The sequence below is a fragment of the Saccharopolyspora thermophila genome (assembly GCF_014646075.1).
GTDB classification, from domain to species: Bacteria; Actinomycetota; Actinomycetes; order Mycobacteriales; family Pseudonocardiaceae; genus Saccharopolyspora; species Saccharopolyspora thermophila.
Genome location: NZ_BMMT01000029.1, coordinates 1 through 16,465 on the forward strand (window position 1 = coordinate 1; position 16,465 = coordinate 16,465).

At 68.1% G+C, this 16,465-nt stretch carries 12 protein-coding genes and 3 pseudogenes; 5 read left to right on the plus strand and 10 right to left on the minus strand.

Annotated features, from left to right (window positions below):
* Positions 1-98: 98 nt before the first annotated feature.
* The 3 genes and pseudogenes from IEY17_RS25685 to IEY17_RS25690 form a co-directional block, all read right to left on the minus strand.
* A pseudogene (locus IEY17_RS25685) lies at positions 99-287 on the minus strand (hypothetical protein); the annotation flags it as partial.
* Between the two features lie 143 nt (positions 288-430).
* A complete protein-coding gene (locus IEY17_RS24635; protein ID WP_188991819.1) occupies positions 431-1,714 on the minus strand; it encodes an MFS transporter in 1,284 nt (427 codons plus the stop codon).
* Positions 1,711-1,968 (minus strand): rhodanese-like domain-containing protein, encoded by a 258-nt coding sequence (locus tag IEY17_RS25690; RefSeq protein WP_229680585.1) that lies wholly within the window; start codon positions 1,966-1,968, stop codon positions 1,711-1,713. The genes IEY17_RS24635 and IEY17_RS25690 overlap by 4 nt, the downstream gene beginning before the upstream one ends.
* An 83-nt stretch (positions 1,969-2,051) precedes the next feature.
* Here IEY17_RS25690 and IEY17_RS24645 point away from each other — a divergent pair, with 83 nt between their 5' ends.
* Complete coding sequence (locus tag IEY17_RS24645; protein WP_188991821.1) at positions 2,052-2,711, plus strand: ArsR/SmtB family transcription factor; 660 nt, start codon at positions 2,052-2,054, stop codon at positions 2,709-2,711.
* A 1,022-nt stretch (positions 2,712-3,733) separates the two neighbouring features.
* The gene (locus IEY17_RS25695; protein ID WP_268240393.1) at positions 3,734-4,450 is read left to right on the plus strand and encodes a tetratricopeptide repeat protein; all 717 of its coding nucleotides are present in this window, start codon (positions 3,734-3,736) and stop codon (positions 4,448-4,450) included.
* A 31-nt stretch (positions 4,451-4,481) separates the two neighbouring features.
* Here IEY17_RS25695 and IEY17_RS24660 read toward each other — a convergent pair whose 3' ends face one another.
* The 5 genes and pseudogenes from IEY17_RS24660 to IEY17_RS26185 form a co-directional block, all read right to left on the minus strand.
* A complete protein-coding gene (locus IEY17_RS24660; protein ID WP_188991827.1) occupies positions 4,482-6,320 on the minus strand; it encodes a hypothetical protein in 1,839 nt (612 codons plus the stop codon).
* Positions 6,321-6,418: 98 nt separating this feature from the next.
* Positions 6,419-7,600: a hypothetical protein gene (locus IEY17_RS24665; RefSeq protein ID WP_188991829.1), complete on the minus strand. Its 1,182-nt coding sequence runs from the start codon at positions 7,598-7,600 to the stop codon at positions 6,419-6,421.
* Positions 7,601-7,641: 41 nt separating this feature from the next.
* The gene (locus IEY17_RS24670) at positions 7,642-10,545 is read right to left on the minus strand and encodes a DEAD/DEAH box helicase (RefSeq protein WP_188991831.1); all 2,904 of its coding nucleotides are present in this window, start codon (positions 10,543-10,545) and stop codon (positions 7,642-7,644) included.
* Between the two features lie 6 nt (positions 10,546-10,551).
* Complete coding sequence (locus IEY17_RS25700; RefSeq protein ID WP_229680589.1) at positions 10,552-11,184, minus strand: protein kinase family protein; 633 nt, start codon at positions 11,182-11,184, stop codon at positions 10,552-10,554.
* Positions 11,185-11,597: 413 nt separating this feature from the next.
* Positions 11,598-12,191, minus strand: a pseudogene (locus IEY17_RS26185) (hypothetical protein); the annotation flags it as partial.
* On the opposite strand from IEY17_RS26185, the gene IEY17_RS24685 reads away from it, so the two are divergent.
* Positions 12,141-12,704, plus strand: coding sequence for a toll/interleukin-1 receptor domain-containing protein (locus IEY17_RS24685; protein ID WP_188991837.1), 564 nt, complete (start codon positions 12,141-12,143; stop codon positions 12,702-12,704). The pseudogene IEY17_RS26185 and the gene IEY17_RS24685 overlap by 51 nt on opposite strands.
* A 4-nt stretch (positions 12,705-12,708) precedes the next feature.
* On the opposite strand, the gene IEY17_RS24690 is transcribed toward IEY17_RS24685, so the two are convergent.
* Positions 12,709-13,110, minus strand: coding sequence for a hypothetical protein (locus IEY17_RS24690; RefSeq protein ID WP_188991839.1), 402 nt, complete (start codon positions 13,108-13,110; stop codon positions 12,709-12,711).
* A gap of 979 nt (positions 13,111-14,089) precedes the next feature.
* On the opposite strand from IEY17_RS24690, the gene IEY17_RS26190 reads away from it, so the two are divergent.
* Positions 14,090-14,197 carry a helix-turn-helix domain-containing protein gene (locus IEY17_RS26190; protein ID WP_373289928.1) on the plus strand — a complete coding sequence of 36 codons (108 nt, stop codon included), beginning with the start codon at positions 14,090-14,092 and terminating at the stop codon, positions 14,195-14,197.
* Positions 14,198-14,376: 179 nt separating this feature from the next.
* Positions 14,377-16,341, plus strand: coding sequence for an ATP-binding protein (locus tag IEY17_RS24695; RefSeq protein ID WP_229680592.1), 1,965 nt, complete (start codon positions 14,377-14,379; stop codon positions 16,339-16,341).
* Here IEY17_RS24695 and IEY17_RS24700 read toward each other — a convergent pair.
* Positions 16,331-16,465 (minus strand): annotated as a pseudogene (locus IEY17_RS24700) (lipoyl synthase); the annotation flags it as partial. The gene IEY17_RS24695 and the pseudogene IEY17_RS24700 sit on opposite strands and share 11 nt — an antisense overlap.

The following is a 16,465-nucleotide window of genomic DNA, read 5'->3' on the forward strand; positions in this document are numbered from 1 at the left end:
GTCCACCGATGCCACCAGGCCCGGTGACACCACCCCCCGGATCATCCGTTCGACTGGGGGACAAAGTCATGCCGAGCCTGGCGACCAGAGCTCCAAGATCAGAGCCGCGAAAACGGTAACGGGGGGGGGTATTCGCGGCGTGCGCCGTTCGGCCATACGACGGTGACCGGGATTCCGCGTTCGCGTGCGGCTTGCACGACGTCACCGGTGCCGCCGTAGCCTCCGGAGGGTTGGCCGTCCCAGACGGCGAGCATCGCCTCGACGGTGCTGAGGACGTGTTCGCTGGCGCGCCATGCTCGTCATCAAGGTCCTCAAGCGGTACTGGTTTACGAGCCCACTCGACCGCTCCGGCTTCCCGGAGTCCTCGAGTAGCCCGGGGATCGGCGGGCGTGGTGGCAGATCGGGCCATGATTCAGTCCCAGGGGAGTGGTCATGCCGTGTCCTTGGTGTGGTCGACGTGCTGGCGGCCGGTGCGTGGATGGGATTCGTACATCCGGATCGCGACGTTGATGCCAGCGACGAGGCTGAGGGCGGCTGCGGCCCACACGGCGGCGCGCAGGTCCCACAGGTCGGCGACGATGCCGCCGAGGACGGCACCAGCTGCGTAGCCGCTGTCGCGCCAGAGCCGGTAGACGCCGACCGAACGGGCACGCCAGCTCGGGTGGGCGACGTCGCTGATGGTGGCCAGCAGCGTGGGGTAGACCATCGCGGTGCCCGCGCCCAGCAGTGCGGTCGCTGTCGCCCATGCTGGGAAGGTGCCGACAGTGGCGATGAGAGCGAGGGCGACAGCTTGGAGAAACATCCCGGTGGTGATGAGGTGCTTGCGTCCCCACCGGTCGGACAGGGCTCCGGTGGCGAGTTGTCCGATGCCCCAGACGGCGGGGTAGAGGGCGACGAGCATGCCGACCCGGTCCACGGCCAGCCCTGCGCTGGCGAACAGCAGGGGGAACAGGCCCCAGGACAGGCCGAAGTTGAGGTTGTTGACCAGTCCTGCTTGGCTGGCCGAGGACAGTGCCGGGTCGGTGACCGTCGTGCGGACGAAAACCTGCCGGTTGGTCAGGGCGGTGTGCTCGGTGCTGGAGTTGCTGCCCGATGACTGTCTGGCTTCGGCGCGGGCATGCTCTCGTGTCTCGCCGACGGCCAGGGTGGACAGGGCGAGGGCGAGCACGACGTAGGCCGCGCCGAGCAGGAACGGTGCGGGGCGCAGGCCGTACTGCTCGGCGAGGTAGCCCGCCAGTGCTGCGGTGAGCGCGACCGCGCCGTAGCCGGCGGCTTCGTTGAGCCCCATCGCGAGTCCGCGCCGCCGGGGGCCGACGAGGTCGACCTTCATGATCACGGTGGTGGACCAGGTCAAGCCCTGGTTGATGCCGAGCAGGAGGTTGGCGGCCACGATCCAGCCCCAGTGAGTGGCCCAGATCAGCATCACTGGCACGGGGATCGCGATGAGCCATCCCGCGATCAGGACGGGTTTGCGACCGAAACGGTCCGACCAGGTGCCAGCGAAGTAGTTCGTGGCGGCCTTGCTGAGCCCGAAGACCAGCACGTAGGTCAGCAGGACGGTGTATCCGGTGAGGTGGAACTCTCGTTCGGCCAGCAGTGGCAGAACAGTCTGCTCCTGACCCACCATGCCACCGACCAGGGCGTTGACCACGACGAGCAGGCTGAACTGGGTGAGGTTTTGGCGTAGGCCCAGCCGTACTGGTCTGGTGCTCATGTTCCGTACTCCAACGGACGGCCGGTGGCTCGGCTCCGGTCGTCGGGGCCACCTTCGAGGACGGCGAGGTCGCGGCGCCCAGCCTGTTCGAGCAGGCTGGCACCGCTCATGGCGCGTTCGCCGTGCCCGCACATCACCACAGTCGGCGCGTCGGGTAGCGCCTCAGCCTGCTCGACATCCAGGCCACCGGCGAGTTCGCCGGCGAACTTCCCCAAGCCCTCGTCGACCAGTGGAACCAGATTGACGGTGCTCATCACGGCCCCCTCCCTCGTCAGCGGGGTACTTCTGGGACCGACTACCACTGTTATACAGTATTCCATGAAAGATTGGATAATAGATGGGTGATCGAGAAGCGAAGACGGCCCTGTTCGATCAGTTCGCCCGCGTCGGCAAGGCGTTGAGCAGTGGCAAGCGGCTGGAACTCCTTGACCTGCTCGCGCAGGGCGAGCGCACGGTTGAGGCGTTGGCGTGTGCTGCGGGACTCGGATTGACGACCGCCTCGGCGCACCTGCAGACGCTCAAGCGGGCCAACCTGGTCGCCACCCGCCGGGAGGGCACCAAGGTGTACTACCGGCTGGCCGGTACTGACGTCGCTGCGCTGTACGCGCTCGTGCGCACCGTGGCGAGTGCTCACCTGCCCGACGTGGAAGCGGCCCGCGCTGCCTACCTGGGACCGGACGACGCCGAGCACGTCAGCCGCGAGGAGCTGCTACGTCGAGCCCAGCGTGGCGAGGTGATCGTGCTCGATGTCCGTCCCCGCGAGGAGTACGAGGCCGGCCATATTCCTGGCGCCGTGTCCATCCCGGTGGAAGAACTCGCCGACAGGCTCGACGACATCCCCGCCGACCAGGAAGTCGTTGCCTACTGCCGCGGCGCATACTGCGTGCTCGCCCACGACGCGGTGCGCCTGCTTACCTCCCACGGCCGCACCGCCCGTCGCCTGGTCGACGGAATGCTCGAATGGCGCCTCGCCGACTTGCCCGTGGAAACCGCCTGACCCTTCTCTCTGCGCTGAGCCTTTCGTGGGGGTGGGGGCGGGGCCTCGTTGGGCGGTATTGCGGTCGGCTTTGGTGTGTTGTGATGGTGTCTGGTTGATCTGCGGGCACACTGGGGGGTGTATGCGAGGCCAGACGAGCGAGCGGGTTGATCGCTGCGCGACGCGGAACGTGATGTCTGGTGTTGCTGGCGCGGTGGTGCAGGCGGGCACCATCGTGGGTGACGTGCATGTGCGGTCTGCCGGCGGTGTGCCGGTTCCGAGACAGTTGCCGCCTGTGCCGTTCGGGTTTGTTGGGCGGAATGAGCAGCTTGCGGCGTTGGACGCCACGGGGGCACCGGGTCGTGGACTGCCGTCGAGGGGACCGTCGGTCGCGTTGGTGTGTGGTACCGCGGGTGGGCAAGACGGCGTTGGTGCTGCATTGGGCCCATCGGGTGAGTGGGGAGTTCCCGGACGGGCAGCTGTATGTCGATTTGCGGGGGTTTGGCCCGTCTCGCCGCGGATGCTGGTGAGGTGTTGGCAGGGTTTCTGCGTGCTCTGGGCGTCCCGGCAACGGAGGTTCCGGAGGATGCCGCGGAGCGGGCTGCGTTGTATCGCAGTCTTCTTGCCGGGCGGCGGGTGCTGGTGGTGCTGGACAACGCGGGGGCCGAAGGCCAGGTACGTCCGTTGCTGCCTGGGGCGTCGTCGTGCAGTGTGGTGATCACCAGCCGTCGCGTGTTGTCCGGACTGGTGGCGGCGGAGGGTGCGATGCTGGTGCGGGTCGGTCTTCTGCAACCAGCTGACGCGTTGGCGCTGCTTCGACGGTGTGTCGGGCCCCGGGTCGATGAGAATCCTGTGGCGGCTGCCGAGGTGTGCCGGGCTTGTGCGGGGCTTCCTCTGGCGTTGCGGGTGGCGGGACAGGTGATCTGTTGTCGTCCTTCGATGTCGTTGGCGGAGCTTGCCGCTGACCTGGCTGATCGGAGGGCACGGCTGGATGTCCTGGATTGCGAGGATGACCCGTCGACGTCAGCTCGTGCCGTGTTCTCGTGGTCGTACGAGCAGTTGAACGGTCAGGCGGCCAGGGCTTTCCGCTTGCTCGGGACCTTTCCCGGACACAGTTTCGACAGCTGTACCGTGGCCGCCCTGCTGGACGCCACGCCACGGGAGGCGGCGCGAGTGCTGGACACCCTGGCGCGGGCTCATCTGGTGTCAGCAACGCGCTGGCCAACCGGGCAACGGTGCTGCACTACCGCGGAGACCACGAGGCGGCACTGCGAGAGAACGAGCGTGCGCTGGCCTGCTACGAGCAGAGCGGTTCCGACCGGAATGTTGCGATCACGTTGCGCAGTATGGCGCTCATCGAGATCGATCTCGGACGGTTCGACGACGCGGTTGCGCGGCTGGAACGGGCAACCGCCTCATTCAGCGACCTGGGCCTGCAGATGGACAGGGCGATGGCCCTCAACTGTCTTGGCGAAGCTCACCACCGGGCCGGGAATTACGCGGCTGCCCGCCGTGCACATGAGCAGGCGCTGGTGGTGAGCAACGACTGCGGCAGCCGCTTCGAATACGCGCGTGCCCAGCACGGTCTCGGGCGTGTCGCCAAGGACCAGGGGCGTGACACGGAGGCTGCCGGGCACTGGGAGGAAGCCCTGAAACACTACGCGGCCCTCGGCGCCCCTGAAGCCACCCAGCTCGCCGAGGACCTCACCGCACTGCAACGAACCATCATCCCGCCACAACGCGCCGGTACCCCCGGATGAGGACAGTCGGCCGGCCACAGCGCCAGATCGGTCAGGGGCTGGCGAAGACGGTCATGTCCTCGCACCGGCCGGTGATCGCCTTCCGGGTTGCGTGCAGCAGATCGTCCAACAACTGCAGGCGGTACGCGTCGGACGTCTGCTTGGCCTCGGCGATATCCTGCCGCGCGCGTGCGACAGCTGTCGCGGACAGATGCGGCTGGATCAGCACCACGTGCGTGCTGGTGACGTGCATTCGCTCCTCCAGTGCGCGCACGAAGTCTTCGGGAGCCGTGCGATGACCGTTCTGCCACGCCGCGGTCCAGGGGCGCACCCGCTTCCGCAGCTTGTCGGCGAGCACATCGCGCTCCAGCAGCCGCACGTTCTTCACCGCCTGACTGGTCAACTGCTCGAATCCCCCCACCGAGATACGGCGAACCGAGCGTCCGCTCGCCGCGGACTTGACGTGGATTGCGGTGAGCCCGCCGTCTGCGGCCAGGTGCAGGAAGTCCGCGATCTCCCCGGTGCCGTCGTCGCACAGGAGCCACCCAGTCCGGTACCGGTTGGCCACCCACCCGAACAGTGAGGTGTCTCCGGGGGTGCCGATCAGCTGGTGGATCTCCCGCGAACTCCCCCCGTTGGGCTTCTCGACGGTGGTGCGAAACCCGGTGAAGTCGCCGAGCTCGATGTTCCGGAACGGCATGCCACTGACCTTGCGCCGGTACAGTGTCCGCCCGTTGCAGGCGTGACCCGATCCGTAGTGCACGCGAAGCAGATTCCCGCTGCGCAGATGGTCCTCCAGACCGTGCAGCTCGGCGCGCATCGGTGTCCCTGCCACGTGCTGTACCCGGAAGCGGAACCCGTCGCCAGCCGGCACCGGAGTGAGCAGGAAGCTGGAGGTGGTGCCGTGATCCGTCACGTGCAGCGTCGCGGTGGCCGTGTCCGGCTTGCCCTCCACCTCCAGCTGTGCGGAGCGCAGAAACTCGACACACCGCAGCGCCGCCTCGTCGACACCGTCGAGCTCAGGCTGTTCCTCGGTGCTGACGTCGACGGCGAAGCGGACCTTCGACAGGTCCTCCTCTGGCTCGGGAAGTGGGCCGAACTGCCACGCCGGGGGTGCGTCGGCCAGCACCTTGTCCAGCACCTCCAGGATCTCCCGCACGTAGGTGACGAACGAGGCGAAGTCGGACGTTGCCCGCCAGGAGATCCGGGACCACTGCGGGGACACCGTGATCCGGCCCCGGACCAGCGCCTTCGGGTCCGGTGGCTCGTAGTCGATGGCCGCCGCGGTCACCGAGAAATCGCCGTCTCCCAGCGGATCCAGCGCGTCCTGCAGCCGGAGCCCGGTCATCGCCTTGCTGTCCTGCTTGCTGGGGCGCGGGGTGTGCACACCCCGGGTCCACAGGCTGCGCTGATCACCGACGAAGGCGCCGGCGAGGAAGCTGTACGGGATGGGTCGGAACAGTTCCGGATGTTCGTCGACCCACCGTCCCAGTCGCTCCTTGCTCGGCGTGTCACCGTAGATCGCGACGAAGCGGTTCCGGCGTAGCGCCACCGTGAGCTGGTGGCTGATGTCCAGCAGCTCGTGTTGCTTCGTGGCCCAGCTCGGTGGTCGGACAAGCTGGCGCGTGCTGGCGTGGATGGAGTCGAACCCGAGTTCCTCCGGGGTGCCCACACCGTCGATGCGCTCGTCGGAGAAGAACGTTGTTGCGGTGAGCGGCTGGCACGCCAGCGCCTGGCCCGGTTCCTGCGCGGCGTCGTCGAGGAACCGGAGCAACGCCTGGAACGCCGCAGCAGGCTCCGTCTCGGTGCATTCCAGCACGGTGATGGACAGGAATGGATGCAGTCCCGCCAGCGACAGGGAACCCGAAAATCTGTCGTTTATCGCGCTCATGGCCGCCAGACATTAGCCGTGGTGGGTGCGCAGAATCCACCGAAAAGGGCCTTGTGCGCGGAACTGTCCAGAGGCTGTCCACTGGACAGGGGGACGTGTCACGTAGTCGAGGCGGAGGCCTCCAGAAGCTGGTCGAGTCGCTCCGCCAGGTCGTGTCGGCCGGCCTCCCGCACAAGCGCGCGCAGCTTGTTCGAGTCCAGCCCCGGAAGTTCCAACTGGTCGCCGAGGTGCCGGAGCATCGCGGGGAACTCGGCAGGGCGGTACCGGAAGCGGTGCAGCAGCCCGTCAAGCCGCGCCAGCAGCGCCCGGCGCCGGACATCGACGTCCTCGCACCACACGCGCACCACCACGGTCCTGAGGTCGATGAACGTGCCCACGCCGGAGACCTCACGCGTCCCTGCCGGTGTGAAGTCCTCGGGCTGGAAGTCGACCTGCCAGGATCCATCGGGAAATCGCATGGGTTCGCGCGCCGAGAAACCCTTGTTGTTCAACCAGCGCCTGATGCGCCGCTCCTGATCCAGGACCGGGATGATCTCGTGCTCCAGCGTCTGGGCGATCTCCGGCGTGTGGGTGCACAGATCGCTGAGCCCTTCGTCGAGCTCACCGTCGGTGGCCGCGCCGTAGACCAGGTAGCGGACGGTTCCGCCACGTGCCGCGGCCCGCACGGCGTAGATCGGCAGGAACACGTATTCCGCCCGGGCGTCCTTCGGGTTCTCCACGCTGAGCGGGAGGTTGAATTCATCGCGATCACCGCGGCGTGCCAGGTTCGCCAACGCCTCCCGCCGGAACTGGTGCCAGGAATACAGCAATTGGAAGGACGGATCGGCTTCGGTCGCGGCGAATGCCTCCGCTCGGTTCAGAAACGTTGTCGAACTCCCGTAGTGGCGCCGGTGCAGCGGCTCGCACCGATAGGCGTCGAAGTAGAGCTTGCGCCGATCCTGTCGCCGTATCTCGTAGCAGGTACCGTCGCGCAGCGACTCCCGTGCGAGCTCGGTGAGCTCGAGCGCGTCGCCGTGCGCGCGCAGGTGACCGATGCCCCGCAGCACGCGGACGGCCCGATCCACCAGCACGGGGTCCAGCGCCAGGAAATCGGCGAGTCCGGGAACCGTCGTGATCCCGCCTTCGGCGATGGCGCGTTCCAGGAACCGGTCGATGAGGCCGTAGGGCCGGCTCGTCCTGGTGGTGGCCTGCACCTCGACCTCGTGCACCGGAAGCAGCAGGGCGTACAGGCGCGTCGGGTTCAGCCCCTGCCGGTACGCTGCGTCCTCCAGTACCCGCATCCTGGAGAGATCGTTCGGCTGTCGCGATCGTCCTGGTGAGGTCATGATCCCAGTTCGGTGAGTCGGGTGACGATGTCGTGGTAGGTACGCAGCTCCCCGTGGGCCTGCAGATGGGCGTGCAGCGCCTCCATCAGCTCGCGGAAACCCGCGTCCCTGGCGCCACGCAGGGTCGTCATGTCTCCGACGAGCACCAGCCGTTGCTTGGCCCGGGTGAAGGCGACGTTCAACCGCCGCAGGTCGTCGAGGAAACCGATCCAGCCACCCGGATTGCTCCGGGTGAAGCCGTAGATCACCACATCGCGTTCTCCGCCCTGGAACGCGTCCACGGTACCGATGTTGGAGTCCACGGTTTTCTGGCCCGCCCATCCCAGGGCCATCTGCTTGAGAAGATCGCGCTGCACCTGGTACGGCACGATCAGCGCCCATTCCGCGCCGCAGTGCTGGTAGTGCTCGGCCAATCGGTTCAGCAACTCTGCTTCGGCATGGTTGAGATACCCTTCCCGCTTTCCGGACGCTGTGTGTTCGCGGCGTCGTTGGGCGGGGAGGCAGGAGGTGTCCACGAACGCCAGCGGGCTGCGGAACAGCGCGTCATCCCGGGTCGGCGGAACCTTCGAACGCAGAGTCCCCCGGTAGAAGTGATCGGACACGAAGCTCGCGATCACCTCCGGCATGCGCCGTTGGGTTCGCAGCTGCACGACGTTGTCGGCGGGCAAGACGGTGACCAACGTTTCCAGCAGACTCGTGCGGGACAGCTCCAGCAGTGCCTCCGCCCTGCTGCTGGAGCTGATCGCACGCTCCACCTCGTGTGTGCTCACCGGCGGCAGCTGCATGTTGTCGCCCACCAGGACCGCGCGTCGGCCGCGGATCAGCGGGATCAGCACGTCGGAGACCTGGATCTGACCGGCCTCGTCCGCGATCACGAGATCGAACTCCTCCGCGGCGATCTCCTCGTTCGTGGCTGATCCGATGCAGGTCGCGCCGATGACATCGGCGTAGCGGATCAGCTCGGGGTGCAGGTCCGCGGTCGGGCAGGAGGACACCGCCGCATGCCATTCGTCCAGCAGCGTGGCCCGGGCCTGCAGGAGGGTGAAGCGAGTGTGCAGCCCGTGGTGCAGGTCGGTGAGCCACTGCAGCGTCGTCTCGTCGTCGGTGTCGGTCACCTCCAGGAGCGGCTCCACGGGGAGCAGCACGGTGCGGAGGGTGCCCAGCGCCTCCAGCGACCTGCGCTGCGCCCGAACACAATCCGTCGCCGCGGCGTCGAACTTTCGTTGCGCCGCCTGCACTTCCGGGACCTGGCGGAGCATCGCCTCAAGCTTCTCCGCTGCGTACCGCAGGGTCTTTCGAGCCTGGTCGAGAGCGCCGGCGCAGGTCGCGAGCTTCGTCCGCAGGTGGGCGATCCGACGATCACGCAGCCGCCCCAGCAGGTCCGACAGCAGCGGAATCCGGGTGCGCGACCGGCCGGCTCGCTGAACCAGCCGGTCCAGTCGGCGCTGCACGCGTGCTGACCGTGTGTCCAGGCGACGAACCCGGGCGGAAAGCTCGGTGACGCGGTCCTGCGCGGGCCCTCCTGCCGCACGGCGGCACCGGTCAAGCTCCGCGGCGCACGCGTCCTGTTCGGCGCGAGCCGATCGCCACCACCTGATCCGTTCGCCGAGCTCGGCGTGCCAGTCCAGCGCGGTGGGCAGGACGGCGTATCGCTGCGCCCTGCGCTCGCTGTGGACGGCAACCTCCTGACGTAGTTCGTGGGCGTAGACCTCCAGCAGGCACCAGTGGACGTCGGGATCCACGTCCACCTCGTTCCCGACGCGGAGCGTGATCACCTCGCGCGGCATCCTGGCCAGCACGTTGTCCACCGCCTTGTTGGAGTGGGAGGTGATCAGGATCTTGCCTCGGTCGGAGCGCCCCAGCGCATGGGCGACCTCGGTGATCACGCGTGTCTTTCCGGTGCCGGGTGGGCCGAGGACAACCAGCACGTCCTCCACCGCCAGCGCCTTGCGGAACGCGGCCAGCTGCTCGGGATCGAGCTGCTGCGCGGGGTGATCGGACACCTGGGGTATCGGCGCCACCTGGTGGCTGACCACCACGTCCAACAGCGAGCGGTGCTGCGTCTGCCGCGCGCGCAGTGCCTCGACGGCCTCGCGGCGCTTGACGTGCACGACCTCGATACGGGCCGGCACCAGTTGGCCTTGCTGGGGCAGCCGCGCGAAGTCCAGTGGTTGGTCGAAGCGCACCGTCGCCGCACCGTTGGTGACCTGCAGCACCTGTCCGCGCCGTTCGTCGTCGCCACTGATCTGCACATGGGCACGCCGTTGCGGGGCGCGGCCGACGATGTGGAAGGCGTAGGTGTTCGTCACGGTGAAGCCGGGGTCGCCGACCGGGGTCACCTTCCGATAAGCGAAACCTGGCCTCCGTGGGGAGGTTCTCGCCGCGGTGGTGCGCGCGATCTCGTTGAACGTGGTGAGCAGATCGAGGTATCGCGTGTGTTCGGGCTTCAGGCGCGGCACCGCGTCCTGGTCGGCCAGGTCGTGCTGGAGTCGCGTCCACTCCCGCAACAGCGTGTCCCAGTTCGCACGGGCGTTTGTCGGCACCTCTGTCGCTCGAGCCACCGCTTTCCAGTGGCAGCGCACCAGCAGGCAACCGCGGGTGAGCCTGGCGTGATCGCCCAGGCCCAACGGGCCAGCGTCGTTGACCCAGAAAAAGTCCTGTTTCGTGCTTGGCCTGAGTTTCACGACGTAGGCGTAGGTGTGCAGCTGGAGCCCGCGATGGCCCGGCCATTCGGTCACGACTGCCGACACGCCGTCCGGTCGGACAGCGAGATCACGGACGATGTGGTCCAACCCGGCAGGCAGGCCGTTGGCGTCGCGGCGCTTGTGCACCAGCTTTCGCTGGAAATCGTTTCCCGCGACCAGGTGAATGGGGGAGGTCAGGTGGACTTCTCGCAGCATGCGGTGTCACATCCCTAGTGCGGCGGCCAGTTCGGCGACCGTAGGGCGTTGGGTGATGTCAGGGTGCAGGGCGGCGTCGATCGCAGCGGCTGCCCGCTCGGGCGCGAAGGGGCAGACCGCGCTGGTCGGCAGCGGCGCGGGCTCGTCGGGAAGCCGGCCGCTGATCATGTGGTAGGCCACCGCGGCCAGCCGGAACACGTCGGTCCAGGGGCCGATCTTCGCGCGGCCATGGTGAGTCTGCTCCGGCGCCTGGTAGCCGGACCGGTCGATGCCCGGGCGAGCCGGACGGCCCGCCGCGCCGAGGTCGCGCAGCGCGAGGTGGTCCTCGTCGATCCGGACGATCGTGTGCGGTGCCAGTTCACGATGGGTGCAGTGGTGGTGGTGTAGTGCTTCCAACGGGCGGCACAGCCCCGACAGGGCCCGCAACGTCCGTCGAACCGCGGTGGAGTCGAGTTCGGTGGGGTGGGGGATGTAGTCGGCGAGAGTCTCGAAGCCGTCGGGTGGTGTGGTGCGCCGCGGCCAACCGAGCACCAGGGTCCGGGTGCGGTCGGTGTCGACGAGCGCCAACGAGCGGGGCACCGCGTCGTGCTCGGGCCCGATCGCGCCGAGCAACTCGTGCTCCTTTTCAGCGCCGCACACGCTTCTCCGGCAGACCGCGCATCAGCCCTGCGCTCGACCTGCCGCAGCCACACCTGCTCGTTCGGGTCGCCGAGCAGCAACGCTCGTGCCTGCCGCAGGACCGCAGGGCCGCGTTCCTGGAAGGGTTCCTCGACCTCGCCGCAGACCAGGTACGTGCTCTGGCCGAGGACGACGGTCGCGCCACTGCGGAGGAGCACGTCCGCATCTTCACCCACGTGCCCGACGGGCGGATCCCACGATCCCGGGGCCACCTGGTACGGCATGCCACGCGGTGGCCTGGCATGCCGCGGAACCTCGAGGAGCACGTGCAGGAGTTCCTGGACACCATCGCTGTCGATGTCGAACTCCTTGATCTGGTAGAAGTTCGTCGCGTACGACCGCAGCATGCGTGGGATGTGCTCCGGGGTCGCGTCGGGCAGCACGACGGGGAGCATTCTCCTGAGCTCCTCGCGAAGATTGCCGGCGAGCCTGTTCCGCGCCAGCGCCGCACCGACGTGGGTAAGATCCCCGATGGGCCCCTGCTCGCCGCTGTCCATCAGGCGGCGCATCTCCGGCGAGGCCACCACGAGGACGAAATCCGCGTTCTCGAATCGGGCGAGTTCGTCGGCGACCTCATCGGTACGCTGCGCGGCTCCCCATTCTTTGACGTCCGCCTCGATGCCTGCCTCCTCGCGGAGCATCGTGGCTAAATCGCGCACCAGTTCGATGTGCTCCTCGGATTGGTGCGCGCGGAATACGTAGACGTGCGGAGCTCGGCTGGTGTGCTCCGGATCCGGCACGACTGCCTGCCTCTCGTTCCCGTGATCGGCGCGCCACCCCCAGAACGTGCCACACCTGCTCCAGGTGGCGTAGCGGGGAGCGGGAGTTGTCCAGCTTTTGTCCAGTGGTGGTGGTTCTCGTGTCCACCGGCGTGTGTTCTCATCAACGGCAGGCGGCGAGCAGACGAAGAGGAAACAGTGGGGCAACCGACCGTTTTCATCTCCTACACGCATGACAGTGCCGACCATTGCCAGCAGGTGCTGGAGTTCGCCCAGCTGTTGGCGGAGGTCGGGATTCGATCGGTGTACGACTCCTGGGCCGAGCCCGTTCGGCGCGACTGGGGCGTGTGGGCCGAGAAGCACATCAAGGGAAGCGACTACACCCTCGTCATCGCATCCGAGCGTTATCGGCTCGTGGGCAACGGCGAGGCGCGGGACGACGAGAACCGGGGCAGCCAGTGGGAGATGGCCATCCTGCGTGACCAGCTGCAGCGTTCCCGCAGCGAGTGGATCACGCGCATCCTGCCGGTCGTGCTGCCGGGGCACACGGTCGCGGAGATTCCCGACTTCCTGCAACCGTACGGTGCCACCCACTACTGCGTGCCGCAGCTGACCCGCGAGGGAATCGAAGACCTGTACCGGACACTGACCGGCCTGCGCGCGCACGTTCCCCCCGAGCTCGGCCGACCGCTCGTGCTGCGTCCGAAGTCCGGTCCGGGATCCCCGGGCTGGGAAGCCAGGAAGAACCGGAAGAACCGGTAGCGTCCTACCGCGGCTCCTGGGGACACCCCTCCCACCGGATGCCGTAGGCGAATCCCGGCTCGAGCTGCCGGAAGCGCACCCGCACCTCGCCCGAGGCGTCCGGATCCAGGGGTTTCCCGGTCACCGAGTCGTCGGAAACATCGTTCTGGAACACCTTCTCCAGCAGGCTGACCGACCGGGGGAGCCGGGCGCCGAACCGCACGGTCAGGTCGAACTCCTCGCACGAACTCTTTGGCACGCACACGTAGTGCGGCAGCATCTCGGCCACGCGCAACCGCAACGCGATCTCGTGCCGCTGTCCCTGCCGCAGGGGTTCGGGCAGCCGCAGCGCGAGGCCGATCCGGTCCTGGGACTCCCGCCTCCGGTGCACCAGCGTGCCACCGGAGAACACATCCGACCGAGACATCGTTTTCCCGGCCGGACGCGCCGGATGAGGTCAGCGTGACGGCCAGCTCGATCTCCTCGAGCTCCGCGGTGTTGGCCACCACCTGCCGGAACAGGAACGCCTCCGGCTGCTGCTGATCGAGCGCGAGCAGGACCCGCAGCTGCTCGGTGCGCCACGCCGCACCCGAGCGGGCAGCGGTCGGCGCGTTCGCGGCAGTGAGAAGCGACGCGAGTTCGGCGAAGCCTTCGTCGATGCGCCGCTGGGCGGTGCGGAAGTTTCGGTCCAGCTGCTCGGACAGCCACCGCTGCCGATCCCGCAGAAAACGCGTACGAGGTCCGTCGAGCCCCAGTGCCGTGAGCGCCGCGAGACGCTGTTCCGACCCCAGCGCCGCAGCATGTCGGCGCACGGCTGCGGAAACCCTGTCCACCACCTGGGCCGGGGTGTCCTCGTCGTTGACGCCGCAGGCATCACGCAGTGCGGCACCGATCTGATCGGCACGCGCGAGGCACAGGCCGCGGTTCCTGCGGAGCCGCTTCAGGTCTTCCTCGCACTCCTTGGCCCTGCCGTCCACTACCCCTCCCCGATGATCACGGACCGGATCAATGTTGGCCAAGACGGTTTGGGTTGTCCAGCAACTCTGTCGCACGCAGCAGTCGTCGCGTCGTTTCCTGTCGGGTGGGAAACAGGAAACTCCTTGCCGCAGGGCGTCAACGGTGCCGACGATGGGAACCACGGTGATCGCTACGGGTTTCGCAGATTGCTGACCGGGGAACACGCGTTGCGCGCACGCTGTGAACTCGACAGGAAAGGGGGTGTTTCGAGCAATGCAGATCCACGTCGTCGAGCTTCTCGTGCCGATTCTGCAGATGGTGTCCGGCTGAGCAGCTGAATGCGAAATGGGGGAGAAACGCGGCGGCCGATGATGAGTTCGGCCGCCGCTGCGATCCAACTCTCGCCTGCGATCTGGCACACTCTGCGACCAGCAGAGGAGGACAAAGCCATGGGGCAGGGCTCGAGATTCGGTGTCGAGCTGCGCAGGCTGCGCCGTCAGGCGGGGTTGTCGCTTTCCGAGCTGGCCGAGCGCGTGTATTACACAAGGGATTCCTGAGCAAGGTGGAGACCGGCGCCGCGTCGCCGAGTCCCGCGCTGGCCGCGCTGTGTGAGGCCGAACTGGGCGCGACCGGGTTGCTCACCGAGCTGCTACCGGAGGCGACCACGCGACGGTGAACTCAGTCGCACCTGCGGATTGTCGGCTTGCCGGCGTTGTCCGCGCACTTCGTCGGGCGCGTGAGCGAGCAGCGGGCGACCAAGGCGGCGCTGCAGGCCGACGGCGGTGTGTGCGTCGTTTCCGGGATGGGTGGCGTCGGGAAGACGGAGTTCGCGGTGCGGTGCGCGCACCGGCTCGAGTCCCTGTTCGCCGACGGCTGCTTGTTCGTCGACCTGCACGGCCGAACTCTGGACCGGGCCCCGGCCGAGCCGAGTCAGGTGCTGGACCGGTTGCTGCGGATGCTCGGCGTTGCGGGCGAGGAAATCCCGGCGGACATCGACGATCGCGCCGCGTTGTACCGGTCCCGACTGCGCGGGCGCAGCATGCTTTTGGTTCTCGACAACGCGGCCAGTGCCGCCCAGGTCAGGCCACTGCTGCCGGCCGAACCGAAATGCCGAGTGCTGGTGACGAGCCGGAATCGGCTGCCCTCGCTGGACAGCGCCACGCACGTTGTGCTCACGCCGCTCTCCGACGAGGAGGCCATGCGGCTGTTTACCTCGATCGCGGACGTCGATGCGGATGAGGGCGCCGTGCGCTCGATCGTCAGGCGTTGCGGGCACCTGCCGCTGGCGGTGCGGGTCGCCGCGGCGAGGCTGCGGACCCATGCGACCTGGGATCTCGCCGAGCTGTCCCGGAGGCTGGCCGACGAGACTGACCGGCTGGCCCAGCTCGATGACGGCGAGCGCAGCGTCACCACGACGCTGGATGTGTCGGTGCGGGATCTGGGAGCCGCCGAGTCCAGAATGCTGGGACTGCTGGCCCTGCACCCGGGAGCCGATCTCGACGTGCACGCCGCGGCGGCGCTGGCCGGGATGGCATCGCGCGAGGCGGACCATCTCGTCGAGAGACTGCACGATGCCTCCCTGCTGAACCAGCCGGCGAAGGGCCGGTACGCGCTGCACGACCTCGTCCGGGCCTTCGCGGGGAGATCACTGCTGGCCGCACTGCCAGCGGAGCAGAAGAGCGCAGGATTCCGTCGGCTGCTGGACGCGATGCTGGCCACCGCGGCGCTGGCCGACCGGCTGTTGATCCCCGGGCGCTTCCAGCCGGAATGGGCGCGCCACCTCAAGCCGCCGGAGCCGCTGCGGTTCACCGACCGCGCGCAGGCGTTGGCCTGGTTCCGCGTGGAGTGGCCGAACCTGGTGGAGTTGTGCCGGGCGGCCCAGCGGACCCAGGAACACGAGCACTGCTGGCACCTGGCGTTCGTCATGCGCGGATTCTTCTTCGAGGAGAAGTTGTGGGATCCATGGATCCTGGTTCATCGCTGTGCGCGAGTGGCCGCCGCGGAGCTGGGGGATCAGTGGGCGCTGGCCGGCACCACGTCGCACCTCGGTGTCGCGTTGGCTGATCGCGGTGAACTCGACGGGGCCGCGGAGTGCCACCGCAAGGCACTGGCGCTCTATCAGAAGATGGGCGATCGCGACGGCGAGGTCACCGTGCGGGCCAACCACGGCTGGGTCGAGCACTATCGCGGCCATCACGCTGCCGCGGTGCGGAACCTGAGCGTGGCGCTGGACCATTACGAACGAACCTGCAATGGTCGCAACGCGGCGATCACGAGGCGAGGAATCGCACTGGCCCGCGCCGCGCTCCGGCAGTTTTCCCAAGCCACCGAAGCCGCTGAGCGGGCACTCGCGGAGGCCGACGAGCTCGGCCTGGATGCGGATGCGGTCCGTGCGCTGAACTGCCTGGGCTCGGTCCGCTTCGAAGCCGGTGACCACGTCCGGGCTGCGGACGCCTACCAGCGCGCCGCCGACCGGGCCGGCTCGAGCGCGATGTCCTTCGAGCAGGCACGCGCCTACACCGGCCTGGGCAACGTGGCCGCGACCGGTGGGCGCAGCGCGGAAGCAGTCGCCCTCTGGCGACGAGCCGATGAGACCCACCGCGGGCTCAACCCGACGATGGTCGCCGAAGCCCGCGTCCGATCCCGGCTGTGCACCACCGCGTCCGGCCCGGCAGGTGCGGCGGAGGGGCTCAGTGGTTGAGTAGGTTGGTGGCTTCCTGGGCGGCGGTGCCGGCCTGGGCGAGGTGGGCCAGGTTGTCGGGTAGGGGCATGCCGCGGTGCAGGGTGGCCTTGGCGTACAGGCGGCCGGCTCGGTAGCTGGAGCG

What these genes read in the sequence shown, in the direction of transcription:
- IEY17_RS24635 (WP_188991819.1), bottom strand. Translation starts at nt 1,714, where the DNA reads ATGAGCACCAGACCAGTACGGCTGGGCCTACGCCAAAACCTCACCCAG.
- IEY17_RS25690 (WP_229680585.1), bottom strand. Translation starts at nt 1,968, where the DNA reads ATGAGCACCGTCAATCTGGTTCCACTGGTCGACGAGGGCTTGGGGAAG.
- IEY17_RS24645 (WP_188991821.1), top strand. Translation starts at nt 2,052, where the DNA reads ATGGGTGATCGAGAAGCGAAGACGGCCCTGTTCGATCAGTTCGCCCGC.
- IEY17_RS24660 (WP_188991827.1), bottom strand. Translation starts at nt 6,320, where the DNA reads ATGAGCGCGATAAACGACAGATTTTCGGGTTCCCTGTCGCTGGCGGGA.
- IEY17_RS24665 (WP_188991829.1), bottom strand. Translation starts at nt 7,600, where the DNA reads ATGCGGGTACTGGAGGACGCAGCGTACCGGCAGGGGCTGAACCCGACG.
- IEY17_RS24670 (WP_188991831.1), bottom strand. Translation starts at nt 10,545, where the DNA reads ATGCTGCGAGAAGTCCACCTGACCTCCCCCATTCACCTGGTCGCGGGA.
- IEY17_RS24690 (WP_188991839.1), bottom strand. Translation starts at nt 13,110, where the DNA reads ATGTCTCGGTCGGATGTGTTCTCCGGTGGCACGCTGGTGCACCGGAGG.
- IEY17_RS26190 (WP_373289928.1), top strand. Translation starts at nt 14,090, where the DNA reads ATGGGGCAGGGCTCGAGATTCGGTGTCGAGCTGCGCAGGCTGCGCCGT.